The following is a 23,611-nucleotide window of genomic DNA, read 5'->3' as shown; positions in this document are numbered from 1 at the left end:
GGAAGACCGCCTCCCGGACGCCGCGGGCCGGGGACAGGCCCGCGGCGGCCCGGGTGCCGGGCGGGCCCGGGCCGGTCCCGGCGGGCGCGGCTACCATGCCCGCAGCGAACCGAACGTCCAGGGAGGACGACCGCGTGACGGCGACACAGACCGCGGACGGCGGCACCGCGCTCTCGGGGGCACCACGGCTGGACGATCTGATGCCCTGGTCCGTCGCCCCGCTGCGGCTCGGCCGGGCGTGGGTCATGGCCCCGGACGCCCGTACGCTGCGGGCCCGCTGGGAGGCGCTGCTGCGAGCCGGTGACGACGCCGCGCGCGAGCGGCTCTTCCGGGTCACCCGGGCCCGTACGCCGCTGAGCGCCGTCGCCCAACTGCCCGGACAGCGCACCCCGACCGGGCGGCTGGCGCACGCCGCGGGCCCGTGCCCTGAGCCCGTACGGGTGCTGCACGGCGCGTACGACCAGCAGTGGCTGCTGCCGGACCACCGGCTGATCGACTGCGCCCGTCCGGAGCTGTGGCGGGTCGCGGACGAGCGGCAGATCTTCCTGGTCGAGCAGGCGTACGTCCCACCGGGGGACGGACCCGCGGTCATCGCCTCCGCGCTGCTGCCGGACGGGCGCTCCCCGGCCGGCCGGCCCGGGCGCATCAGGCCCCTGTACCGGCGGCCCGGCGGCTGCGAGCCCAACCTCGCTCCGGGCCTGCTCACGCTGCTCGCCCGGCGCCTGGGCCGCTCGGCCGGGCCGCAGGACGTCCTGGCCTGGACGGCCGCGTGCGCCGGCCATCCGCAGGGAGCGGGGAGGGCGGCGCGGGCCGGAGGGGAGCTTGGCTGTGCCGTGCCGCTGACCGCGGATCCCGAGGTATGGGCGGCGGGTGTGGAGCTGGGCCGGCGGCTGCTGTGGCTGCACACGCGCGGCCTGCGGGGCGCGGGCGGGACGGGCGGGGACGGCGCGGGTGGTACGGGGGCGGGCGCGGGCGGCCTGGGCGGTACGGGCACGGACGCGGGCGGCGGACGCCCTCGGATGCCCGGAGGCCGCCGCCCGTACGTACGGGCCGCGCTCCCCTCCCGGGGCCTGCCGGACACGGTGTCCTACGACCCGCAGGAAGAGGCGCTGCTCATCGGGGGGAGCGGCCGGATCTCGCCGGTACCCGCCGGGGCCTGGGACCACCGCGCGGGCGGCGTACGGGTACTGGAGGCGTGGTTCGGGCGGCGCGGTGTCCGCTGCGCGGAGCCGGGACCTGAGTCGGGGGCGGGCGCTGGGCCGGGGTCAGGGACGGGGTCAGGAACGGGATCAGGAACGGGGCCGGACGCCCCCGAGCCGGGCACGCTGGAGGCGGTACGTCCCGCGGCCTGGCCGCAGGAATGGACCTCGGAGCTGCTGGAACTGATCACGGTGCTGGCCCTGGAGGCCGAACTCCGTCCCCGCCGCGAGGCGTTGGCCCGCGCGGTCTCAAGGGCCCCGCGGATCGAGGCGGCGGAGCTGCGGGCGGCGGGCGTACTGCCCCCATCCGGAGCGGCCCGGCGCCCCGCGTCCGTCCTCGACCACCACGAGGAAGGGCCCGGGGGCCAGTTCGCCCTCCTGTGACCGCGCCGACGGGCCGCACCCGGGCCGGGAGGGTGCACCGCGTCGGCAACCGTACGGATGAGCGCGCGCGACGTCCTTGCCGCCCGGGGCCGGGGTGCGCAGGCGCGGGTCTCGGTGGGCGGCAGGCTGCCTTGGAGGGGGCAGGCAGTGGGGCGGTCAGCGGATCAGGCACGCCCGCGAAGAAAGGGCCCGCGGAGATAAGGGCCCGTAGAGAAGGGATCCATGGTGCGGGCAGCCGAAAGGCAGGCCGGGGCCCGGCGGCGGGCACAGCGCGGCCGTAACGCGGCAGCCGACGGTGAAGGGAGCGGCATGGCACCGGGGACACCTGGTGGGCAGGGGTGATCGGCGCTGTGCCGCGTCATGGCGGTGGGAGGTCCGAGGGACCGGGCCCGTTCAGGCCCGGGTCAGCCTCTTCGGGCCGGGTCGGTCAGCCGGTCCGGCCCCGCGAGCCGGGACAGGCCCTCAGCCCCGGCCGCCGAAGAGCGAGCGGCGCAGCATCCGCAGCGGCGCTATGAGGGACACCCTCGCGCCGAGGCTCTTGGTCGTGTGCAGGTGATCACGAGCAGTGAGCTCCTGCATCAGCGACGTCGCGCCCTCCGTCTCGCAACGCGGGACGGCAGGCCCGCCCAGCACCGCGAGATGGCGGTCCAGCCGCGCGCTGGACGCGCTGCTTTGGCAACTGATGGCAGGCACGCGTGGCCTGCTGCGCACTGTTATCTGTTCCATGACTCTCCCCACCCGTACGAGGGCACCCGGCCCGGGCAGAGTAACCCTACAGCCCTCCTGCGACTCCCGTGCAGCCCGGTCCCAGGATTCACCTGCTCCGCAAGGGGGTTGACGCACACATTCCGGATCATGTCCGCATCTCGCCCGGACCCTGCCCGGATCATGCCCGCGCCGCGACCGGATCACACTCCGTACAGGGCGAGTTGCACGAGGCGGGTGGGCCGGGGACGTGCGGGCCGGACGCCGGCAGCCGCCGCCGTCCGGCTCCACCATAACCGCGTGCCCGGACCGCGCGCCCGGCCCTCCGCCCGCGGCACCGGGCGCGCGCTGGTCTTCCGCGCTCCTCCCGCGTCCGCGGATCGCTGCTGGAGGGGCGGCAAGCAGGCTCCGCTGAGGTACGTTTGCACCCAATTGCTCGCCGCATCGCTCGTCGCGAGGGGGGCTCGTCCATGAGCGAGGGTTCCATGAGCGGGGGTCCCGGGGACGGGAGCCCTGAAGGCGGACGTTCCGGAGGCGGACGTTCCGGAGGCGGCCGGGTTCTGGCGGGCCGTTACCGTCTGATCGACGAGCTGGGCCGGGGCGGCATGGGCGTGGTGTGGCGTGCCCGCGACGAGCTGCTGCACCGCGAGGTCGCCATCAAGGAGGTACGGGCGCCGCGCGCGCTGACCGAGGCCGAGGAGCGGCTGCTGTACGCCCGTCTGGAGCGGGAGGGCCGGGCCGCGGCCCGTATCTCGCACCCCAACGTGATCACGGTCTACGACGTACTGATCGAGGGCGCGTCCGGCGGGGGGACGGGCGCCGCAGGGGAGCCGGGTGGCGGGGCCGCGCCGGGCGGCCGGCCCTGGATCGTCATGGAACTGATCCGCGGCCTGTCCCTGGCCGATGTCCTGGAAGCCGAGGGGCCGATGGCCCCCGCCCGGGCCGCCGCGATCGGCGCCCGGGTGCTGGCGGCGCTGCGGGTGGCGCACACCGCGGGGGTGCTGCACCGCGATGTCAAGCCCGGCAACGTCCTGCTGGCCAACGACGGACGGGTGGTGCTGACGGATTTCGGGATCGCGACGGTGGCGGGGTCCTCGGCGCTCACGATGACGGGCGAACTGGTCGGTTCGCCCGAATTCCTCGCGCCCGAGCGTGCCTTGGGCCGCACTCCGGGCCCGGAATCGGACCTGTGGTCGCTGGGTGTCACCCTGTACGCCGCCGTGGAGGGGTACTCACCCTTCCGGCAGGACACTCCGCTCAGCACGTTGCGCGCGGTGGTCGACGAGCGGGTGCCGCCGCCTCGGCGTGCCGGTCCGCTCACGCCCGTACTGGACGGTCTGCTGCGCAAGGACCCACGGGAGCGGCTGGAGGCGGCCCGGGCTCAGCACATGCTGGAGGAGGTGGCCGGGGGCGGGGCGCCGCCCACGGTGGTGGTGCCGCCGGCGGGCGGCTACACCCCGACCGTGGCCGCGCCGGGGCCCGCCTACAGTCCGGCCGGTCCTGCCGTGCCGCCCGAGGGCGGTGCCGCGTTCCCGCCGGAGGGCGGCACCGGGGCCGCCGGGCAGGCCGGCGCGGGCGGCAGGGACACGGGCGGCCGGGGCCGCCGGCCGGCGCTGCTGGCGGCCGGCGCGGTGCTGGCCCTGCTGGCGGTGGTGGCGACGGCCTGGGCGCTGGTCAACGGGTCCGGGGGCGGCGGGCAGGGCGGGCAGGGCGCGCACAGCGGCTCCGCCGGGGGCGGCGGCACCAGCACCTCGGGCGGCGGCGCGGGAAGCGGCGGCAAAGACTCCGGATCACCGAGCACCGGCGGAAGCGGTACGCCAGGAAAGAACGGCGGCGGCACCGGAGGCGGCGGTAATACGACGTCCAAGCCGCCGCCCCGCCCCACCGTCACCGTGTACGTCACCGCGGTCCGTGACCGCTATACGGGCGCCTGCCCGCCGGCCGCCGGCGCGGCCCCGGCCTTCTCCGCCGTCATCGGGGTCGACCACGGCCCGGCCGAGGTCGTCTACCGCTGGATCACCGACTCCGGCCGCACTTCCGACCCGGCGTGGAAGACCGCCTCGTTCACGGGCCACGGCAGCGGCAAGGTCACCGTCCATCACACCGAGACGACGTACGAGGCGGGCGGGACGCTCACCGACCGGATCGGCGTACGGGTCAAGAGCCCCGTGAGCGTGGAGTCCGACCGGGTGAGCTTCTCCGTGACGTGCGAGGAGGCCCCGACGGGCGGGGCCTCCTCTTCTCCTGCCGACGGAGGAACCTACTCGGGAGGTTCCACGGGCACCCCGTATGCCGGTGCCCTGGCCACCGGTACTCCCTACGCGGCGGAGCGCAGGACCGGCAGGTAGCCGCCGGACTGTCCGGCGGCGGTCGGGTGGTAGGACTCGTCGACGGGCAGGGTGATGCTGTGCAGCCACGGTGAGCCGGAGCACAGTTCGTGCCCGGCGAAGGTGGTGTTGACGTCACCGAAGGCGAAGCCGTGGTCGGCGGCGCGCTTGGCGGTGACGGTGTTGATGTCGTCCGCGGCGGCGTTGATCGCCGTACGGACCTTCTCGGACAGGCCGATACAGGTGCCGCCGAGCTTGTAGATGTGCGGGTAGCCCAGGACGACCACCCGTGCGGCGGCGGCCTTGCCCGAGATGGCGTTGTACACCTGGTCGAGCTTTCCGGGCAGGGTGCCCTGGATGTACGTACGGGCCTGGGCGACCCGCGTCAGGCAGGCGCTCTCGGTGTCCGTGGCGCAGACCTTCATGGTGTCGGCGAAGCCGGCGTCGTTGCCGCCGACGGTGATGCTGACCAGGCCCGTCGAGGAGTTCAGCGCGCCGAGCTGCTTGCTGAGCACGTCACCGGTACGGGCACCCGAACAGGCGCTGAACGTGAAGGAGGACACGGAGTTCGCGGCGGCCCACAGGGCCGGGTACGCCTTCGTGCTGCGCTTGCACGAGCCGCTGGCGCTGTCGTAGCTGCCGGCGCCGACCCCCGCGGAGTAGGAGTCGCCCAGTGCTACGTAGCCGGTGGCTCTGGCCTGTGGTGTGGCGGCGGTGGCGGCGCCCGCGCCGGAAAGGCCGAGCGCCATGGTGGCGGTGAACGCGGACAGGATGCCCCCGAACCGGGACAGTTTCATGGAACCTCCCCAAGGCAGGATTTCTGCCTCACATGTATTAGCAGGCCCCATGCGTTACGGGAACCGTTGACGCCAAAACTTCCTCCGCATTACCGAAAGTCTTCTTGCCATATCCTCCGATTCACGGAGAACTCGCCTGCTGTTCCATGGGATTGACGTCACGTCGGTGATGCCCCCTCGGCGCCCCTGCGACAACCCGGCGGCAAATGGCGGCACGGCCTTCTTCGGTACGGGCACGACATGCGGGTGACGTCGCGGCGTCACTCCCGTGCCCGCGTAGCTGCGCGAGGGCGCCGATGGGGCGAGCCGGAAGCCAACACCGGTACGTACATGGCCCGTTCACGTCCTCTTTGCGTCTTGACGGGCGCGCGCCGCCTGCGCGACATTGAAGCCCGGCATCAGGCGCTTATGGGGGGCAAAGCTGCCAATGCAGACCAAGACCATCCACGGCAACAGACCAAGCAGCGAGACGCCGGAGCACGACAGGGCCGAGGAGAGGGCCACCAGCGGCGGAACCGGCAGCGAGGGGGCCGGTGGCGAGGGCCGCGGCGGCGACGGGCCGAGCGGCGACAGACCGGTGCGCGGTGATGCGGCACCCCTGCTCGCCGGGGCGGCGGTCGGCGTGGGCGGTGTGGGCGCCGTACTGGCGCTCGCCGACCTCTCCTCCTCCGTGCGTGCCCCGTTCACGCTCTTCTTCCTGGTCCTGGCACCGGCCGCGGCCATCGGCGCCGCCCTTGGGCGCATGGACCCGCTCAGCCGCACCGTCGTCGCGGGGGCGGGCGCCGTCGCCGTCGACCTGCTGGTGGCGCAGGTGATGCTCTCGCTGCACATCTGGTCGGCGCGTGGTGGGGTGGTGGCCGTGGCGGCGCTCAGCGGCGCCGTCTTCGTACTGGCGGGCGTCCGGCGCCGCGGTGGCGTCCGGCGCCGCCGTGCCCGTGCCCGGTCAAGTCGGACGGACTGACGTGGATACCAGTGAGATCAGCGTGTATCGCCCGGGTGAACTCAGCGGCGCGGACCGGGCCGCGTGGACCGCTGTGCAGTCCCAGGCCCCCATATGGGGCGCCCCGCAACTGGCGAACCCTTTCCTCGCACCGGAGTTCGCCCTGGCGATCGGCCGCTGCCGTCGTGGGGTACGGATCGCGGTCATCCGGGAGGACGGCGTACCGGCCGCGTTCCTGCCCTTCCAGCGCTCGGCGATGGGCGTGGGGCGGGCGATCGGCCTGGGTGTCTCCGATGCGCAAGGGCTGGTGCACCGCCCCGGCTTCCAATGGGACGCCCGCGAACTCCTGCACGCCTGCCGTCTGTCGGTGCTCGAATTCGATCATCTGGTGGCCGATCAGAAGCCGTTCGAGGAGTGGCCGCTGACCAGTCACCCCTCCCCCGTCATGGACCTCGAGCAGGGCTTCGAGGCGTACCTGGGCCAGGTGCGCAAGCACTCCCCGCGGTTCGTGCGCGGCACCCGCGCCAAGGAGCGCAGACTGCGCCGGGACGTGGGCGAGCTGCGCTACGTCCACGACGAGCGTGACCCGCAGATGCTGCGTACGCTCATCGGCTGGAAGTCGGCGCAGTACCGCAGGACCGGGCGCAGCGACCGCTTCGCCCACGCCTGGATCGTGCACCTGGCCGAGCAGCTCTTCCACACCCGCACCGCCACCTTCGCCGGCCTGCTGTCCGTCCTGTACGCGGGCGACCGGCCGGTCGCCGCGCACTTCGGGCTGCGTTCGGAGCGGGTGCTCACCTGCTGGTTCCCGGCGTACGACACCACGTACGCGAAGTACTCCCCCGGGCTGGTCCTGCATCTGCGGATGGCCGAGGCAGCCGCCGCCGATTCGATGGCGTACATCGATCTGGGCCGTGGTGAAAAACAATACAAGAACTCCCTGAAGACACGGGAGCTTCTGGTGTCCGAAGGGTGGGTGATGCGCCGCCATCCGGTGGCGCTGTGTCATCGTGCGCGGCGTGCTCCGGTGCGGGCCCTGCGCAACACCGTGGTATCCCGGCCGGAATTGTTCACCCCGGCCGATCGTCTTCTCAAGCGGATGGGCCGGATCCGGTCGATCCGTTGAAAAGTTCACCGTTCTGTACAGGCCAATTACACCGAAGGGGATTCGCGGTTCGAGGTCTTGCCATAGAGTCCCAGTCATCAATACCGTCATACATCCACCCGCAACGGCCCAGCACATGGAGCGGCACCAGGGGAGGGCTCGGGCGCCGTGAGGGGGCCGGGGCGGGGCGCGGTAGGGGGGTCCCGTGTTCGATCTTCGCGCACCGATCATCGAGCCACGAGCCGCGCGGCCAGCACCACGAATGCCAGCTCGCCCTGTTCGCACGGCGATGAGACCCATGCCGTCATGAGCGGGGCGTGAACCCCCCTTTCGAACCGGACACACAGCCGGACCGCCCGGGGGTGGGCGGTCCGCCGGACGAGAGGGAAACAGACTCATGAGCTCATTCCTTCGCCCCGCGGAAACAGCCGGAAATCCGTTGGAACTGATTTCTCAGCCGGTCCAGTACCGTCCCGTTTCCTCGTATCTGGCGATAGCGCCGCCGGTCAGCGTCGTCATACCGGCCATGAACGAGGCGGAAAACCTTCCGTATGTATTCAAGACATTGCCGGAGTGGATACACGAAGTGGTCCTGGTCGACGGCAATTCGACGGACGACACCGTAAAAGTCGCCCGCGAGCTGCGGCCGGACGTCAAAGTCGTCGCGCAGCGCGGCAAAGGCAAAGGGGACGCGCTGATCAGCGGGTTCGACGCCTGCACGGGCGACATCATCGTCATGGTCGACGCCGACGGTTCGGCCGACGGCGCCGAGATCGTCAGCTATGTCTCCGCGCTGGTCGGCGGCGCGGACTTCGCCAAGGGCTCGCGCTTCGCCAACGGCGGCGGCACGGACGACATGACGCCCGTCCGCAAGCTGGGCAACCGCGTCCTGACGACGATCGTCAACGCCAAGTTCGGGGCCCGCTACACCGACCTGTGCTACGGCTACAACGCCTTCTGGCGGCACTGCCTGGAAGAGATCGCCCTGGACTGCGCCGGCTTCGAGGTCGAGACGGTGATGAACATCCGCGTCGTGAAGGCCGGCCTGAAAGTGCAGGAGATTCCCAGCCACGAGTACCACCGCATCCACGGCGTGAGCAATCTGCGCGCCGTACGGGACGGGTTACGCGTCCTGAAGGTGATACTGCGCGAGCGCGGTACCCGGCGCAGGCGTCCCACCGGCCCCACCATGATCACAGGAGAGGCGTCTTGAGTGTCCGCGTCTCCGTGGTGATCTGCGCCTACACCGAGGACCGCTGGGAGGACATCCTCGCCGCGGCGGCCTCGGTGCGCGACCAGTCCCACCCGGCCCACGAGACGCTCCTCGTGGTCGACCACAACCCGGCGCTGCTCGCCCGGCTCCGGGACCACTTCTCCGGGCCCCCGTGGGCCCCGTCCGTACGTGTCCTGGCCAACGCGGGCCCGCGCGGGCTGTCCTCCGGGCGCAACACCGGCGTACGCGCCGCCGGCGGCGAGGTGATCGCCTTCCTCGACGACGACGCGGTCGCCGAGCGGGACTGGCTGCTGCACTTCGCCGAGGGGTACGCCGACCCGAAGGTGCTGGCGATCGGCGGGCGCACCGAGCCCGTCTGGGCGTCGGGCCGCAGACCGGCGTGGTTCCCCCAGGAGTTCGACTGGGTCGTGGGATGTACGTACCGGGGCCTGCCGCCGGGACGGGTCCCGGTACGCAACGTGCTGGGCGGCAACGCCTCGTTCCGCAAGGAGGCGTTCGAGATCACCGGCGGGTTCGCCACCGGCATCGGCCGGGACGGTGACAAGCGGCCCCTGGGCTGCGAGGAGACGGAGCTGTGCATCCGGCTGACCCGCGCGGTGCCTCACGCGGTGCTCCTGATCGACGACCGGTCGGTGATCCACCACCGGGTGCCCGGCGCGCGGGAACGGTTCGCCTATTTCCGTACCCGGGTGTACGCCGAAGGGCTGTCCAAGGCGCTGGTCGCGCGGAGCGTCGGCGCACAGGAGGGCCTGGCCACGGAACGGCGTTACACGACCCGGGTGCTGCCCGCGGGAGTGGCACGCGGGCTGCGCGACGCGGTGCTGCGGCGGCCGGGCGGCGCGGCGCGGGCGGGCGCGATCGTGGCGGGTGTGGCGCTCGCGGCGGGCGGCTACGTCATGGGCCGGGTACGGGCGCGCGGCAGCGGGACCTTCACGGTTGCCGGGGCGGCCGGCACCGCACGCGAGGGCGGTACGGATCCTGGGGAACGTACGGACGGGGGCACGGGCCCCGACGGATGCACGGCTCCCGATGGGCGTACCGGTCCGGACGGCCGCAGCACCCTCGCCGGCCGGGAGGCGGTCGCATGACCGGCGCCCACGCCGTACCGATCCTGATGTACCACGCGGTGGCCGACGCCCCCGCGCCCGCCGCGCTCGCCCTGTCCGTCACCCCGGACGCCTTCGACGAGCAGATGGCGGTGCTGGACGACCACGGCTTCACCCCGCTGACCACGGCCGAGCTGGCGGCGGCCTGGCGCGGCGGCACGGCGCTGCCCGCCAGGCCCGTACTGATCACCTTCGACGACGGCTACGAGGGCGTGCACCGGCACGCCCTGCCGGCCCTGTCCCGGCACGGCTTCACGGCCACCGTCTTCGTCTCCTCCGGCTGGCTGCGCGGCCCGTACGACACCGGTGGCAGCCTGGACACCATGCTGGACTGGGGGCAGGTACGGAAGCTGGCCGCGGCCGGGATCGAGATCGGCGGCCACAGCCACAGTCACCCGCAGCTCGACCAGCTCGCGGATGAGCCCCTGTGGTTCGAGGTGATGCGCTGCAAGCAGATCATCGGTGACGAACTCGGCCGGGCGCCGGTCTCCTTCGCCTATCCGTACGGGTATTCCAGCCGGCGGGTGCGGCGGGCGGTGCGCGGGGCCGGGTTCCGGCAGTCGCTGGCGGTCGGCAACGCCCTGGCGGGCCGCCGCCAGGGCCCGTACGCGCTGACCCGGCTGACGGTGGGGCGCGGCACCGGCATCGAGGAGTTCGAGCGGATCGTCGAAGGCCGCGCCGTGGGGCGGCACTTCGCCGGGAACCGGGCGCTCACCAAGGGTTACGCCCTGGTCCGCAGGACACGTCGGGCGGTCGGGCTGTGCTCCCGCAGGAGCTGAGCGGGCCGCGACCGCCACCGCGGGCCGGGAGCCGGTGAAACGGCCGGGCCGGCGCGCGCAAGACGTCCCGGAGGTCCCGGGAACTCCCGCGGTTCCCCGGGCGCCGGCGCACCGGCCGCCCGGAGCGGACCGCCGGGCGAGCACCCGCACTGCGTCAGGAAGTCAGGAAAGGCAGCGGAGCCAGTGTCTGACACGACCACCCGGACCGAGGAGCGCACGGAACAGGAGCCGGGTCAGGAGCCGGACCAGGGCAAGGGCAGGGGCGGCCGGATGCTGCGGTTCGCGGGCCGGGGCGGCGGCAGCCCGCTGTTCCGCAACGCCTACGCCCTGATGGTCAACACCGGTATATCCGGTCTGCTCGGGCTGGGTTACTGGCTGGTCGCCGCCCGGTACTACACCGAGGACGCGGTCGGCCAGGGATCGGCCGCGATCGCGGCGATGAAGCTGCTCGCCGGGCTCACGGCCGTCACGCTCACCGGCGCGCTGGCCCGCTTCATCCCCGTCGCCGGGCGCCGGACCGGCCGGCTGGTGCTGTCCACGTACGCGGGCAGTTCGGTGGTCGTGGCGATCGCCGCCACGGTCTTCCTGCTCACCCTCAGCCTGTGGGGGCCCTCCTACCGCTTCCTGCACGGGCCGCTGCACGGCGCCGGCTTCATCGTCGCCGTGATCGCCTGGTCGCTGCTGACGCTCCAGGACGGTGTGCTGACCGGTCTGCGCAGCGCCTTCTGGGTGCCGGTGGGCAACCTGGTCTTCTCCACGGCCAAACTGGCGCTGCTGGTGGCGATCGCCGCCGCCGTGCCCACAGCCGGTGTCTTCGTGTCCTGGGTCGCGGCCATCGCGCTGTCCGTGGTGCCGCTGGGCTGGCTGGTCTTCCGGCGGCTGATACCCCGGCACGTGAAAGCGACCCGGCGTACGGCCCGGCCGCCCACGCTCAAGGAGATGGGCCGCTTCCTGGCCGGTGACTACACCGGCTCGCTCTTCTCCCTGGCCGTGGTCTACCTCGTGCCGGTCATCGTCGCCTCGCAGGTCAGCTCGGCCGACAACGCGTACTTCTACATCACCACCACCATCAGCGGAACGGTCAACCTGCTCGCCATCAACATGGGCGCGTCCCTGACGGTCGAGGGCTCGCACGACCCGGCGCGGCTGGCGCAGAACACCCGCGCGGCGCTGCGCCGGATGGCCCGCATCATGATCCCGGTCTGTCTGTTCCTGTTCGTCTGCGCGCCCTACATCCTCGGTGTCTTCGGCCGGGGGTACGCGGAGGCGGCGACCCCGCTGCTGCGCTGGTTCGCGGTGGGGGCCGCGCTGCGGGTGATCATGGAGGTCTACTTCGCGGTCCTGCGCGCCCAGAGCCGTACCTCCGGACTCGCCTACCTCCAGGGGCTGTTGTGCTTCCTGGTGCTGGGGCTGACGCTGGTGCTGCTGCCGCGGATGGGGCTGACCGGCGCGGGCGTGGCCGAGATCTCCAGCCTGGTGGTGATCGTCTCGATCGCGTCGGTCAAGCTGTACCGGATCGTGCGGGGGCGCCCTTCGGCGCCGCTCACGCGGACCCCGGCCGAGGGCCTGGCACCGGACGGCGACCTCGCGGACCTGGCCGTGCACGGCGACCTGGGGGACGCGCTCACCGCGGGCGCGGCCAAGGCGAGCGCGGGGGCCGACGGCGCCGGGGCCGGGGCGGGCGCCACCGCCGCGGCCGGGGCCGGAACCGGGGCCGCCGGGACGTCCGGCACGAGCGACACCGGCGGGCACCGGCCCCGCTGGGCACAGCGGGCGCTGGCGGACGTGGACACCATGCCGCTGGGGGTCCATGTGGACTTCGACCACATGGAGCGCCGGCCGGACGTCCGGCCGCCGGCTCCGGACCGCACCAGCCCGTACGCGGGGGTCACCGCTCCGGGCAGGCGGCCGGAGGCGGGCCTGCGGGAGGACGGGCGGACCGGCCCCTCCTGGGCCGAGCGCGGGGCGAAAGCGCAACGGCTGCCGGGCGCCACGGCCGCGAGCGCCTCGTCGTCCCACGCCACCGCGATGCCACCCACCGCTGCGGCACATTCCGCCGCCACGGCTCGTTCCGCCGGTTCCACCGCTCCGGCACCCTCCGGGGCCCCAGTCCCCCCAGCCGCCCCAGCCGCGCCGGGAACCCCGAGCACACCATCCGCCCCCGCCACCCCGGCAGCCCCAGCCGCTCCCACCGCGCCCGACGGCGGGCCTGCCCCGGGCCCGGCGGCCTCGCTGCGCCACGCCGCCGCCCGGCTCCGCCATCAGCTCCGCCACCACCCCACCCTCCCCCTGTGGGCGCTGCTGGCCGCCGCGCTGGCCCTGTTCTGGCTGCCCCTGCACGGCATGGGCGACACCGACCTGAACCGCATGGGCGGGCTCGGCCTGATCTCGGTGCTGCCCGCGGCGACCCTCGTGGGCGCCGTCCTGCTCGTGGTCACCTTCGCCGCCGCCCTGTGGCAGGCCCGCCCGCGGCCCGCGCTGCTGGCGGCCGTACTGGTCCTGACGGTGGTGGCGCTGCACGCGCTGCCCGCCGTCCTGGAGGCCGAGCCGCGCTTCGCGACCGCCTGGCAGCATCTGGGCTTCCTCGACCACATCGGCCGGACCGGCACCGCCGTACCGGATCTGGACGCCCGCTGGAGCTGGCCGGGCTTCTTCGCCTGGGCTCAGTTCCTGGCCCAGGCGTGCGGCGTCACCGACATGACGGAGGTGCTGCGCTGGTGGCCGCTGACCCTGCAACTGCTCTACCTGGCGCCGCTGTTCCTGCTCCTGAAGGCCGTACGGGCGAGCTGGCGCGCGAAGTGGAGCGCGGCCTGGCTGTTCGCGCTGTGCGGCTGGGTGGGCCAGGACTACTTCTCCCCGCAGGGCTTCACCTACCTCCTCTACCTGGTCTTCGTGGCGATCCTGCTGGTGTGGTTCCGCGAGCCGCGGGTGCTGGCGGCCAGACGCGTGCCGGGCGAGAGGGAGGTGGAGCCGGCCGGGCGGGGCCGGCGGGTGACGCTGCTGGCGGTGCTGCTCGCCCTGTTCGCGGCGTCGGTGGCCGGCCATCAGCTCACCCCGTTCGTCATGCTCGGTGTGCTCACGGTGCTGGTGCTGGCCCGCCGCTCCACCCTCTACGGCCTTCCGCTGCTGTTCGGCGTCATGGTGGCGGCGTGGGTCGGCTATCTCGCCGAGCCGTACTGGATGGGCCACTTCGACGAGCTGTTCGGCGGCATCGGCGGCTTCGGCGGCAATGTCTCCTCCTCGGTGACGGGCCGGATCAGCGGCGGTGACAGCACCCACAAACTGGTTCTCTACACGCGGGTGGCGATGGCGGGCGGCGTGCTGGCGCTGGCCTGCTGGGGCGTGCTGCGCCGGCGCTCCGCGGGCTTCACCGAGCGCTCGCTGCTGGTGCTGACGTTCGTGCCGTTCCTGGGCTTCGGTATGCAGTCCTACGGCGGCGAGATGGCGCTGCGGGTCTTCATGTTCGCGCTGCCCGGCGCCTGTGTGCTGGCCGCCCTGGCGCTCTTCCCGCGCGCCGCCGGCACCCGCCGCGGCTGGGGTCCGCTCGCCGCCCTGGCGACCGGGCTGGTGCTGATCCTGGGCTTCCTGGTGGCGCGCTGGGGCAACGAGCCGTTCGAACGGACCCGGCCGGGCGAGGTCACGGCCATGGACTACGTCTACGCCCACGACCGCCCGACGGTACGCCTGCTGTGGATGAGCGACGACCCGGTCAACAACGTCACCCCGGCCATGCCGTGGGGGGCCAGGGACATGGAACGCGTACGGTACGAGCCCACGCTCGCCCCGCGCGACCCGGCCCGCACCGGTCCACTCGTCGCGGCCCTGCGCAAGGCCGGGCCCCACTCGTACCTGATCGTCAGCCGCGGCCAGTCGGAGTACCTGCGGCTGGACTCCGCCTACTCCCCCACCTGGGAGAAGCGGCTGCGGGCGAACCTGGACCGGCGGCCCGATCTGCGCCGGGTGCTGTCCAACGAACACGCGGCGCTGTACGAACTCAAGCAGCAGCCGCCGGGCGCGGTGCCCCGGCCGGATCCGGGGCCGGCCGGCCCGCGGGTGACCTGGACGCCGTGGTCGGTGACCGGGGCGCTGGCGGCGCTGGCGCTGATGCTGCTGCTGGCGGCCCGGGAGGTGCTGCGGGTCGCGGTGGCGCCGAGCGTGCGGCAACTGCGGTGGCTGCGGGCCTCGTTCTGGTTCGGGCTGCCGCTGCTGACCGTCTTCCTGATCTCGCTGGTACAGCGCTTCGCGACCCTGGCCTGAAGCCCGCTCGTGCGGCGGGCCGCTGAAGACCGCGGCCGGCGGGCCCGCTCAGGACCTCTTGAGCCAGCGGATGCCGTACGGCGCCAGGTCCACCCGCTGCCCGTCCACGGTCACCGTCAGGGCCCGGTCCAGGGTGTTGACGACCAGGACCGTACGGTCGTCGCCCAGCACCCGGATGTCCGGCCGGTCCCCGGCGGCGACGGGCACGTCACGGAACCGCGTACCGGGCGGGAAGGCGCGGGAGAAGCCGGACAGCAGCTTCATCATGGGCAGTTCGCCCCCGCCGTCGTCCAGTTGCGTGCTGCGCCACAGGCAGCCGGGGCAGTCGGCGCTCTCATTCTGCGGATTCCAGTAGAAGCCGCTGGTGGCGCCGCCGCGGGCCATCTCGATCAGCCCGCTCGCCTGCACGGCGGTCCGGTGGTTCTCCGCCCACCCGGCGCGGTTGTCGTTCTTGTCGGGGACCTCGACGTACCACTCGGCCCACCACAGCGGCAGCTTGGTCTTCTCGCGCAGCCACCGCCCGACGTCGGCGAACTTCTGGGTGGCGGTGAACTCGTCGGGGACGTACCGGTCGTCCTTGTCGTAACTGGAGCCGTCCACGACGACGAAATCCGCGCCCGCCTTGTGCTGGTTCCAGTAGTCGACGGCGTCCAGGGTGCGCTGGTCGATGCTTCCCCATGGTCCTTTGAGGCCGGAGGCGTGGGTGTCGTCACCGGGTGCGTAACTGTCCATCACCACATAAGGACCGCCGACTTTTATGTCCTTGTTGACCTTCTTCAGTTCTTGGTAAACGAGATTGTAGAGCCGGGTGTATCCCTCGTAGTCCCAGCGCCCTTTGGCGTCGTCGAAGAATCCCTTGAATTCATTCCATACGATGAAGTGATGAACGTCCGGGTAGCGCCGGGCGATCTTCCCGGCGAGGTCGGCGAAATCCTGATAATGATCCGGGTGCGGCGCCTTCTCCAGATCGCCCCACCGGGTCTGCCCCGCCTCGCCGCCCTTCATCCAGTCCGGCGCGCAGCACAGCGTCAGCACCGGCGTCCCGCCGGTCCTGCGGATCAGGTCGACGCGGCTGTCCAGGTCCTTGAAGTCGTAGTGCCCGGGGCTCGGTTCGGGGTTCTGCGCACCCCATCCCATGATGTGCTGGTTCTGCGGCATCGGGTCGGAGGACAGCAGCCGGTCGGCGTCCGCCGTGGCCGTGGCCGTGCCGCGGTCCGCGCTGAACTCGGTGTGGGTGAACCCCCATCCCACCTCGGATTTCCGGTCGGCGGGCGGCCCGGGAGGAGCCCCGTACGCCCCCGCGGAATCCTTTCCGCCGCCTCCGGAACCATGGCCGTCACCGGCATCCGGGGGAAATCCGCACATCGCCAGCACCATCGCCAACGCCACCACGGCCGCGAAGGCAATTGCGGTGATCCTCCACCGCTCCCGCCCCGTGGTCCCCGCCCGCGTCCCACCATGACGTTCCCCACCATGACGTCCCACACCCGGCAAGACTAGCCAGCTTGCCGACCGGCGCGCCGGGTTTCCCCGGTAACGGTTCCGTTCTGGTCCGGCTAAAACACCGCGAAAATCCGTGTACGCGACGGGCCCCCTTGACCGATCATGGTGACATGTGTGCCGACCATGTCCAGCCGTCCGCCGCCGAGGAGTCCCTTCCCATCCGTTTGACCATGGACGACAGTGATTCGCCGTCCGACGTCGTGGACGCCCTGTTCCTGGGGCGGTTCGCCAACGGCCAGCAGCCGTACGCCCGCAGCCGCTCCGTGGACCGGGTCAAGACCGGCCTGACGCTGCTGCCGCCCGGCGCGAAGGTCCTGCGCTCCGCCCGGGACGAGGACCGCAGCGCGACCCTGGCCGAGGGCGAAGGCTTCACCGTGCTGGTCTCCCGCTGGAACCGCGGCGCGGACGTGACCGTCACCGCCGTCAGCGACGAACTCGCGGAGAAGGTGCTGGCCCAGTCGGCCGACGGCGCGGAGGACGAGCCGGAGCCGCAGCCGGAGAACGTACCCATGGGCTTTTGGTACTTCTCGCCCCGGCGCGGTCCGCACCGTACGACCCGGCAGATCTCGGCCGGCACCTGGGAGGAGATCCGCCCCAACTACACCGGGCCGGTGGCCGACGCCCTGGACGGGCTGATGAAGGTCTCCCCGCAGGAGATCTCGGGACGGCTGCTGTTGCTGCACGGCCCGCCCGGCACCGGCAAGACCTCCGCGCTGCGCACCCTCGCCCGCTCGTGGCGGGACTGGTGCCAGGTGGACTGCGTACTGGACCCCGAACGGCTCTTCAACGACGTCGGCTATCTGATGGACATCGCCATCGGCGAGGACGACGGCGCGGGCAAGGGCCGCTGGCGGCTGCTGCTCCTGGAGGACTGCGACGAGCTGATCCGCGGCGAGGCCCGGCACACCGCGGGCCAGGCGCTGTCCCGGCTGCTGAACCTGACCGACGGCCTCCTGGGGCAGGGCCGCAACGTCCTGGTCGGCGTGACGACCAACGAGGACCTGGAACGCATGCACCCGGCGGTGGTGCGCCCGGGCCGATGTCTGGCCCGGATCGAGATCGGTCCGCTCAGCCGTACGGAGGCGGTGAGCTGGCTCGGTACGGACAAGGGCGTGGGCCGCGAGGGCGCCACTCTCGCCGAGCTGTACGCCCTGCGCCGCGGCACCCGCCCGGCCTCCATCCCGCCCCAGGACTCCACCGCCGACGCGGGTCTGTACCTCTGACGTCCTCGCAGCCCGGCGCCGCACCACCGGTGTCCGCCCCATGCCCCATGTCCTACACCCCATGCCCCATGTCTTACGCCCTATGTCCCATGAGGGAGCCTCTTTCCGATGACCACGTCGGCCTCCATAGACGTCCCCGACACCTTCGTCACGTCCTACGGCACGCAGGGTGCCGAAGCACGTGCCTGGCTCGCCGCTCTGCCCCGCCTGGGCGGTGACTTCCTGGAGCGCTGGGAGCTGCGGCCCGACGGACCGGCCGCCCACGGCATGGCCTCGCTCGTCCTGCCCGTACGCCGGGCCGACGGCACCCCCGCCGTCCTCAAGCTCCAGCAGCCCCGGGAGGAGACCGCCGATGCCACCACCGGCCTGAAGGCGTGGCAGGGCGAGGGCGTGGTGCGCCTGCTCCGGTACGACGAGGAGAGCGGCACCCAGTTGCTGGAACGCCTGGACGCCTCCCGGACCCTGGCCTCGCTGACCGACGACCGGGAGGCCACGCGCATCCTGGCCGGCCTGCTGGCCCGCCTGACCGCGGTGCCCGCTCCCGAGGGTCTGCGGCGGCTGTCCGACATCGCCGCCGCCATGCTCGAAGAGGTCCCACGGGCCGTACCGGCGCTGCGCGACCCCGCCGAACAACGGCTGGTGCACACCTGCGCGTCCGCCGTCGCCGAGCTGCTCGACGAGCCCGGCGACCGGCTGCTCCACTGGGACCTGCACCACGACAACGTCCTGGCCGGCGAGCGGGAACCCTGGCTCGCCATCGACCCCGAACCGCTGGCCGGTGACCCCGGTTTCGACCTGTGGCCGGCGCTGGACGGCCGGTGGGACGCGGTGGTGGCGACGGGCGACGTCCAGCGCGCGGTGCTGCGCCGCTTCGACCTGCTGACCGAGGCCATCGGCGCGGACCGGCGGCGGGCGGCCGGCTGGACCCTCGGCCGGGTCCTGCAGAACGCGCTGTGGGACATCGAGGACGGCAAGAACGCCCTGGAACCCTCCCAGGTCGCCACGGCCACGGCACTGCTGCGCCACCGGAGCTGAAGCGCTTGTGACGGGGCCCGGCGGGCGGAGCGGCGGGCGAGGGCTCGCCGGCCGCTCACCGCCCGTCGGTGTGCTCCGCGTACGTGGCCCGCAGCGCGTCCTGGACCGCGGCGAGGGCGGCGGCACGGTCCAGGCCGAGGCGGTGCGCGCGCCGGGCGTAGCTCTGCGCGGCGACGGCCGCCTCCTTCTCCGCGGCCTCACCGGCCGCCGCGATGAAGGTGCCGCGGCGGCCCTGAGTCTCGATCACCCCGTCCGTCTCCAGGGCGCGGTAGGCCTTGGCGACGGTGTTGGCGGCCAGGCCGAGCTGCTCGGCCAGGCCCCGTACGGTGGGCAGCTTGTGGCCGACGGGCAGCCCACCGGCCCGTGCCTGCTCGGCGATCTGGGCGCGGACCTGCTCGAACGGCGCGTCGGCGGCCTGCGGGTCGACGGTGATCCGCAGGGCGGCGGGGGAATCGGAGGACGAGGACGTGCGCGTGGCCACGAGGGGCGCTCCTGGTGCTGGGAGGAACGGGATGAACGGGACGGACAGGGAACGTACGGGGGTACAGGACTTTGTCGCACCCATTGTGCGCCAGGGGGCCGGGCCCGTACCCGTAAGCACCGGTAGCGTCCGGGGGCCGTGCCGCCCCTCATTTGAGGCCGCTGAGCACGACACCCCGGATGTAGTGCTTCTGGAGCAGCAGGAAGAGCGTCAGTACTGGCAGGCTGCTGAGCACCAGACCGGCCATCATGACGGGCACCGTCCGGTCCGGGTCCAGGTGGCTCTGCAGGAGCTGGATGCCGACGGGCAGCGTCATCAGACGCGGGTCGGCGGTGGAGACCAGCAGGGACCAGAGGTACTCGTTCCAGGCGCCGACGAAGGTCAGCAGCGCGAGCGTCACCGCCGCCGGCCTGGTCTGCGGTACCACGATCCGCCACCACAGCGTGAACTCCCCGGCACCGTCGATCCGGGCCGCCTCCAGCATCTCGTCGGGGACGCCGGCGATGAACTGGCGCATCAGGAAGATCCCGAAGCCGGAGACCAGGAACGGCATGACCAAAGCCACGAGGCTGACGGTCAGGCCCGCGCCGCCACGGCCGAGGAGGTCGTTCCCGCCCGCCGCGGGCCAGTGCACCAGGATCAGGAAGTGCGGGATGAAGAACACGAACGGCGGGAACATCATCGTGGCGAGCACCAGCCGGAAGATCAGGTCGCGTCCGGGGAAGCGCAGTTTGGCCAGGGCGTAGCCGGCCATCGAGGACGTCAGCAGTACGGAGACCGTGATCACCGTGGTGGCGACCACGCTGTTGCGGAACAGCAGCGGCAGATCGAGCCGGGTGACGGCGGCACGGTAGTTGGACAGGTCGAACGCCTGGGGCAGGAAGCGGTACGGCAGCCTGCCGTACTCGCCGGGGCCTTTGAACGAGGTCAGCAGCATGTCGAGGAAGGGCACCAGCGTCAGTACGGCCCCGAGGACCACCACCAGGTACGACAGCCACGGGAACCGTGCGCGCCCTCCCCCGCGCTGCCTCCCGCGCCGTGGCCCGTGCCGGCTCGCCCGGCTCACACGGCCTCCCCTCTCCTTCTCTCGCGGAAGATCCACAACTGGACGAGCGTGAGCACCAGGATCACCGCGAACAGCACGAAGGCCGCCGCTCCGGCGAGCCCCCAGTCCCCGTACGTGAACGCCTGCTGGTACATCTCCAGCGCGGCGACATTGGTCGCGTCCCCGGGCCCGCCGTCCCCCGTCATCACGACGATCAGCGCGAACGACTGGAGGCCGGTGATGAATTGCGTGACGCACACGAACAGCAGGGACGGCCGGAGCAGCGGCAGGGTGATCCGCAGGAATACGGTGAACTGCCCGGCGCCGTCCAGTTCCGCCGCTTCGTAATAGGACCGGGGAATGGATTTCAGTCCCGCGGTCAGTACGAGAACCGCGGCCCCGACGGAGGCCCACGCCTGTACGACCACCACCGACGGCAGAGCCGTACGGGGATCCTGGAGAAAGGCGACGGAGCCGAGGCCCAGCCGGTTGAGAAGGCCGTTGACGAGGCCACCCGGCTCGTACATGTATTTCCATACGTTGCCGACCGCCACGACGGTGGTGACGACGGGCAGGAAGTACAGCGTGCGCCATACGCCCTGGTGGCGCAGCCTGTCGATGCAGTGGGCCACCAGGAGCGAACCGGTCAGCGCGAGGGCGACGGTGCCCAGCGCGTACAGCAGGGTGTTGGTGAGAACCGGCGTCAGGAAGGTGGAACCGCGGGAGAAGAGACCGGCGAAATTCTCCGCGCCGACGAAGGTGATGTCCGTGAGGTCGAAACCGTCCCAGTGGGACTGGGACAGCAGTACCGCGAACAGCAGCGGCAGGACGAGGAAGACGGCGAAGAAGAGCAGGACGGGCGTCAGGAACAGATAGGCGGTGATGAGCCGGCGCCTACGTGTGCGACACCCGGATGCCGTGTGACGCAATTCAGCGAGCACCTGCTCTCCGTGAGGTGAGGGGGGTGATGAGCCGTTCGGCGGATCCCGGTCGCCCCGGTCGCCCCGGCCGCTCCGGGCGCGTCCCAGCCGTTCCGGGTGTCCGAGCCGTCACCACCGTTCCGGGTGTCCGAGCCGTCACCGCCGTTCCGGGTGTCCGAGCCGTCACCGCCGTTCCCTCCCGGGAGAGTTCCTGGTCGATCTGCCGTGTCGCACTGCGCAGGGCGCTTACGACGGACCGCCGCCCGGTCCACATCTCCTCGATGTTCTTGCGCAGCAACGCCTTGGCCCGCTGCGCGTGCGGGCCGTTCGGCTCTGGCGTGGCGTACTCCAGCGCGTCGAGGAACGGAGCGAGGTTCGCCTCGCCGCCGGCCGCCGCCAAGGCCCTCATGTCGGCCGTACGCCCGGTCATGGTGCCCACGGACATCTGAAGGGCGCTCATGCGCGTGACGGCGGACGCGGCTCCCGGCCGGGCGGCGGCCGTCGGCTCCTCGTTCAGCCAGCGCAGGAACTCCCACGCCGCGCGCGGATGGCGGCTTTTGGCGTTGACCCCCATGAGGAAGCCGGTGGTCAGCGTCCCCCGGTTGCCGGGCGCGGGCCCCGGCAAGGGCACCACCTGCACATCGCGGTAGGCGCGGCCCATGGTGGTCCGCAGGCTGCCGGTCCACCAGTTGGCGCTGATCGCCATGGCCACCCGGCCCGCGGGGAACGCTTTCATCACATCGGTTCCCGGATCGCTCGCGCCGCCGGTGATCAGCCGGTGCTCCAGGTCCAGGACGGCACGGCCGGCCGGCGAGTCGATGGTGGTGCGGCGCGCGTCCTGGCTGAGGAACGAGCCGCCGTGCGAGGCGAGCAGGGCCAGCGTCTGGTTGACGACGGTGGAGTCGTCGGTCCGGGAGAGGGCGAGGCCCTGGAGGAGGGTGTTGCCGTGCCGGTCGCGCCGGGCCGCACCGTACGCCGCCTCTTCCATCTCCTCCCAGGTGCGGGGCGGCTCGTGCCGTCCGGCCGCCCGCAGCAGCCGGCGGTTGCAGTAGAGCGCGTACGCCTGCACCTCCGTCGGATAGCCGATCACCTGGCCGCCGACCGAGGCGGAGGCCACGACCGGCCGGGTGAAGCCGTGCCGGATGCGCGCCGCGGTCGCGGGCGGCGCGGGCCGCAGCACCCCGGCCCGTACCAACTGGCCGACCCACAGGCAGTACGGGTGGATGATGTCGGCGCCCCGGCCCGCCGCCTGACGCACCATGATCGTGGTCAGCAGGTCCTGGAACCGGACCGCCATCGCCACCACTTTCACTCGTTCGTGTTGTGTGTTCCAGGCGTCGACCGCACGTTGCATCGCTGATCTGAGTGGTTCGCTCGCGTAGTGGGACAGCAGGGTCAGCACGATCGGGTCGCCGGGCCGGCCGCTGCCGCTGCGGTACGGGGCCGCGCACCCGGCGGTGGAGCCGGCCCCGTACGCCCCGTACACCGCGCCGGCGAGCACCGGTAACAACCGGCGGCGCCTCATGGGCCCTCCCGCCGCAGCACATGAAAGGTGCGGGTCGTACGGAACCCGGCCGACCGGTACAGATGCCCCGCCGGACTGTGCTCGCCCGTCCACAAGAACCAGGCCCCGTGCGCCCCCAGCGCCCGCATGCGCTCCAGCGTCAGATGCAGCAGCACACGTCCCACCCCGGTACCTCGGTCTTCCGGCCGTACTCCGAAAGGCCCGAACCGTTCGGCCGTCCCCTCGTACGCACCGTGCACGGCCCAGCCGGCGAGCGGGCCCGCGGGCGAACGGGCGGTCAGAACGCGCTCGGGCGAACCGCCGGCGGCCAGGTGCCTGCGGATCGCCGCCGCCCAGTCGGCGGTGAACGCGTCCTCGGCCAGGCGCAGCAGTTCGGCCAGTTCGTCGTCGGTCGGCGTCCGGAACGCGTAGCCACGGGCGGTCAGGTCCGCGGCCCGCCGCCGTACCGCTTCGGGAACCCGGTAGCCGACCAGGCCGCGGTCCATCGCGGCGGCTTCGTGGAGCGTACGGAATCCCAGCTCCGCGAGCAGCCGCGCGGCGTGCGGGTAGGCGGCCCGGTCCAGTCCCGGCAGGAAGTAGTGCGGGGTGTAGCAGGCGAAATCCACCTGGGTGCGGCCCTGGCCGCGCAGCCAGTGGAGGACCTCGGTCAGCAGGCGGCGGCCCAGACCGCGGCGGCGGACGGCGGGGTCCACGAAGAAGAACGGGATCCAGCCCCGGCGGGGTTCCAGGTCGTCGCCGGTCATCGCGACCCGCCTGCGTACGCCGTACGCGGCGCCGACGATCCCGCCGTCGCACACGGCCACCCGCAGCCCCTCGGGGTCGAAGTTGGCGTCGAGCAGTACATGGGTGCGCAAGCGCTCGGGTGTGACGGGGTCTTGTGGAGCGCTGCGGCACCATGCCGCCACCAAGGACCGGCCGTCACCGGTACAAAACGGTCGCACGTCGACCGGCCCGGTCATCGCGGCGACCTGTTCGTACATGCTCAACCTCCGCCGCTCCCGCCCGTCTCTCATGGTTTCCGGCCGTTTTCCGCCGTTTTCCGCGCC

Annotated in this window: 18 protein-coding genes; 10 read left to right on the top strand and 8 right to left on the bottom strand. The window is 72.5% G+C overall.

The window, feature by feature from the left end; all coding sequences use genetic code 11:
• Nucleotides 1–200: 200 nt before the first annotated feature.
• Complete coding sequence (locus KGS77_RS29880) at nt 201–1,583, top strand: type ISP restriction/modification enzyme (protein ID WP_242587776.1); 1,383 nt, start codon at nt 201–203, stop codon at nt 1,581–1,583.
• A gap of 462 nt (nt 1,584–2,045) precedes the next feature.
• Here the strand turns inward: KGS77_RS29880 and KGS77_RS29875 are convergent, their stop codons facing one another.
• Nucleotides 2,046–2,309 (bottom strand): hypothetical protein, encoded by a 264-nt coding sequence (locus tag KGS77_RS29875; protein ID WP_242586236.1) that lies wholly within the window; start codon nt 2,307–2,309, stop codon nt 2,046–2,048.
• Nucleotides 2,310–2,758: 449 nt separating this feature from the next.
• On the opposite strand from KGS77_RS29875, the gene KGS77_RS29870 reads away from it, so the two are divergent.
• Entirely contained in the window at nt 2,759–4,636 is a 1,878-nt protein-coding gene (locus KGS77_RS29870; protein WP_277994284.1) for a serine/threonine-protein kinase, read from the top strand.
• Here KGS77_RS29870 and KGS77_RS29865 read toward each other — a convergent pair.
• Nucleotides 4,606–5,412, bottom strand: coding sequence for an SGNH/GDSL hydrolase family protein (locus KGS77_RS29865; protein ID WP_242586235.1), 807 nt, complete (start codon nt 5,410–5,412; stop codon nt 4,606–4,608). The genes KGS77_RS29870 and KGS77_RS29865 overlap by 31 nt on opposite strands.
• Nucleotides 5,413–5,839: 427 nt before the next feature.
• Between KGS77_RS29865 and KGS77_RS29860 the strand changes: the two genes are divergently transcribed.
• From KGS77_RS29860 to KGS77_RS29835, 6 genes are all read left to right on the top strand, one after another.
• Entirely contained in the window at nt 5,840–6,373 is a 534-nt protein-coding gene (locus KGS77_RS29860; RefSeq protein ID WP_242586234.1) for a hypothetical protein, read from the top strand.
• A 1-nt stretch (nt 6,374) separates the two neighbouring features.
• Nucleotides 6,375–7,478: a GNAT family N-acetyltransferase gene (locus KGS77_RS29855; RefSeq protein ID WP_242586233.1), complete on the top strand. Its 1,104-nt coding sequence runs from the start codon at nt 6,375–6,377 to the stop codon at nt 7,476–7,478.
• A 376-nt stretch (nt 7,479–7,854) separates the two neighbouring features.
• Nucleotides 7,855–8,670 carry a glycosyltransferase family 2 protein gene (locus KGS77_RS29850; protein WP_242586232.1) on the top strand — a complete coding sequence of 272 codons (816 nt, stop codon included), beginning with the start codon at nt 7,855–7,857 and terminating at the stop codon, nt 8,668–8,670.
• A complete protein-coding gene (locus tag KGS77_RS29845; protein WP_242586231.1) occupies nt 8,667–9,779 on the top strand; it encodes a glycosyltransferase family 2 protein in 1,113 nt (370 codons plus the stop codon). The genes KGS77_RS29850 and KGS77_RS29845 overlap by 4 nt, the downstream gene beginning before the upstream one ends.
• Nucleotides 9,776–10,576, top strand: a complete 801-nt coding sequence (locus tag KGS77_RS29840) for a polysaccharide deacetylase family protein (RefSeq protein WP_242586230.1) — start codon at nt 9,776–9,778, stop codon at nt 10,574–10,576. Before KGS77_RS29845 ends, KGS77_RS29840 begins: the two co-directional genes overlap by 4 nt.
• Before the next feature lie 330 nt (nt 10,577–10,906).
• On the top strand, nt 10,907–14,833 hold the full coding sequence (locus KGS77_RS29835) for a lipopolysaccharide biosynthesis protein (protein WP_347404596.1): 3,927 nt from the start codon (nt 10,907–10,909) through the stop codon (nt 14,831–14,833).
• A 48-nt stretch (nt 14,834–14,881) separates the two neighbouring features.
• Here the strand turns inward: KGS77_RS29835 and KGS77_RS29830 are convergent, their stop codons facing one another.
• On the bottom strand, nt 14,882–16,084 hold the full coding sequence (locus tag KGS77_RS29830) for a xylan 1,4-beta-xylosidase (RefSeq protein ID WP_242586228.1): 1,203 nt from the start codon (nt 16,082–16,084) through the stop codon (nt 14,882–14,884).
• Between the two features lie 362 nt (nt 16,085–16,446).
• On the opposite strand from KGS77_RS29830, the gene KGS77_RS29825 reads away from it, so the two are divergent.
• Entirely contained in the window at nt 16,447–17,559 is a 1,113-nt protein-coding gene (locus tag KGS77_RS29825) for a DUF5925 domain-containing protein (protein WP_242586227.1), read from the top strand.
• A 108-nt stretch (nt 17,560–17,667) separates the two neighbouring features.
• Nucleotides 17,668–18,594 (top strand): aminoglycoside phosphotransferase family protein, encoded by a 927-nt coding sequence (locus tag KGS77_RS29820; RefSeq protein ID WP_242586226.1) that lies wholly within the window; start codon nt 17,668–17,670, stop codon nt 18,592–18,594.
• Between the two features lie 55 nt (nt 18,595–18,649).
• On the opposite strand, the gene KGS77_RS29815 is transcribed toward KGS77_RS29820, so the two are convergent.
• The 5 genes from KGS77_RS29815 to KGS77_RS29795 all read right to left on the bottom strand — a co-directional run bounded on the left by KGS77_RS29815 (nt 18,650) and on the right by KGS77_RS29795 (nt 23,419).
• Complete coding sequence (locus tag KGS77_RS29815) at nt 18,650–19,075, bottom strand: GntR family transcriptional regulator (RefSeq protein ID WP_242586225.1); 426 nt, start codon at nt 19,073–19,075, stop codon at nt 18,650–18,652.
• 148 nt (nt 19,076–19,223) lie between these two features.
• Entirely contained in the window at nt 19,224–20,141 is a 918-nt protein-coding gene (locus KGS77_RS29810) for a carbohydrate ABC transporter permease (protein WP_242586224.1), read from the bottom strand.
• Complete coding sequence (locus KGS77_RS29805; protein ID WP_242586223.1) at nt 20,138–21,061, bottom strand: sugar ABC transporter permease; 924 nt, start codon at nt 21,059–21,061, stop codon at nt 20,138–20,140. Before KGS77_RS29805 ends, KGS77_RS29810 begins: the two co-directional genes overlap by 4 nt.
• The gene (locus tag KGS77_RS29800; RefSeq protein ID WP_242586222.1) at nt 21,051–22,565 is read right to left on the bottom strand and encodes an extracellular solute-binding protein; all 1,515 of its coding nucleotides are present in this window, start codon (nt 22,563–22,565) and stop codon (nt 21,051–21,053) included. The genes KGS77_RS29805 and KGS77_RS29800 overlap by 11 nt, the downstream gene beginning before the upstream one ends.
• On the bottom strand, nt 22,562–23,419 hold the full coding sequence (locus KGS77_RS29795) for a GNAT family N-acetyltransferase (RefSeq protein ID WP_242586221.1): 858 nt from the start codon (nt 23,417–23,419) through the stop codon (nt 22,562–22,564). Before KGS77_RS29795 ends, KGS77_RS29800 begins: the two co-directional genes overlap by 4 nt.
• Nucleotides 23,420–23,611 lie beyond the last annotated feature (192 nt).

It is taken from the genome of Streptomyces sp. MST-110588 (genome assembly GCF_022695595.1).
Classification (GTDB): Bacteria; Actinomycetota; Actinomycetes; order Streptomycetales; family Streptomycetaceae; genus Streptomyces.
This window is presented reverse-complemented; position numbering and strand designations above follow the sequence as displayed.

What these genes read in the sequence shown, in the direction of transcription:
- KGS77_RS29880 (WP_242587776.1), top strand. Translation starts at nt 201, where the DNA reads ATGCCCTGGTCCGTCGCCCCGCTGCGGCTCGGCCGGGCGTGGGTCATG.
- KGS77_RS29875 (WP_242586236.1), bottom strand. Translation starts at nt 2,309, where the DNA reads ATGGAACAGATAACAGTGCGCAGCAGGCCACGCGTGCCTGCCATCAGT.
- KGS77_RS29870 (WP_277994284.1), top strand. Translation starts at nt 2,759, where the DNA reads ATGAGCGAGGGTTCCATGAGCGGGGGTCCCGGGGACGGGAGCCCTGAA.
- KGS77_RS29865 (WP_242586235.1), bottom strand. Translation starts at nt 5,412, where the DNA reads ATGAAACTGTCCCGGTTCGGGGGCATCCTGTCCGCGTTCACCGCCACC.
- KGS77_RS29860 (WP_242586234.1), top strand. Translation starts at nt 5,840, where the DNA reads ATGCAGACCAAGACCATCCACGGCAACAGACCAAGCAGCGAGACGCCG.
- KGS77_RS29850 (WP_242586232.1), top strand. Translation starts at nt 7,855, where the DNA reads ATGAGCTCATTCCTTCGCCCCGCGGAAACAGCCGGAAATCCGTTGGAA.
- KGS77_RS29840 (WP_242586230.1), top strand. Translation starts at nt 9,776, where the DNA reads ATGACCGGCGCCCACGCCGTACCGATCCTGATGTACCACGCGGTGGCC.
- KGS77_RS29835 (WP_347404596.1), top strand. Translation starts at nt 10,907, where the DNA reads ATGGTCAACACCGGTATATCCGGTCTGCTCGGGCTGGGTTACTGGCTG.
- KGS77_RS29825 (WP_242586227.1), top strand. Translation starts at nt 16,447, where the DNA reads ATGTGTGCCGACCATGTCCAGCCGTCCGCCGCCGAGGAGTCCCTTCCC.
- KGS77_RS29820 (WP_242586226.1), top strand. Translation starts at nt 17,668, where the DNA reads ATGACCACGTCGGCCTCCATAGACGTCCCCGACACCTTCGTCACGTCC.
- KGS77_RS29800 (WP_242586222.1), bottom strand. Translation starts at nt 22,565, where the DNA reads ATGAGGCGCCGCCGGTTGTTACCGGTGCTCGCCGGCGCGGTGTACGGG.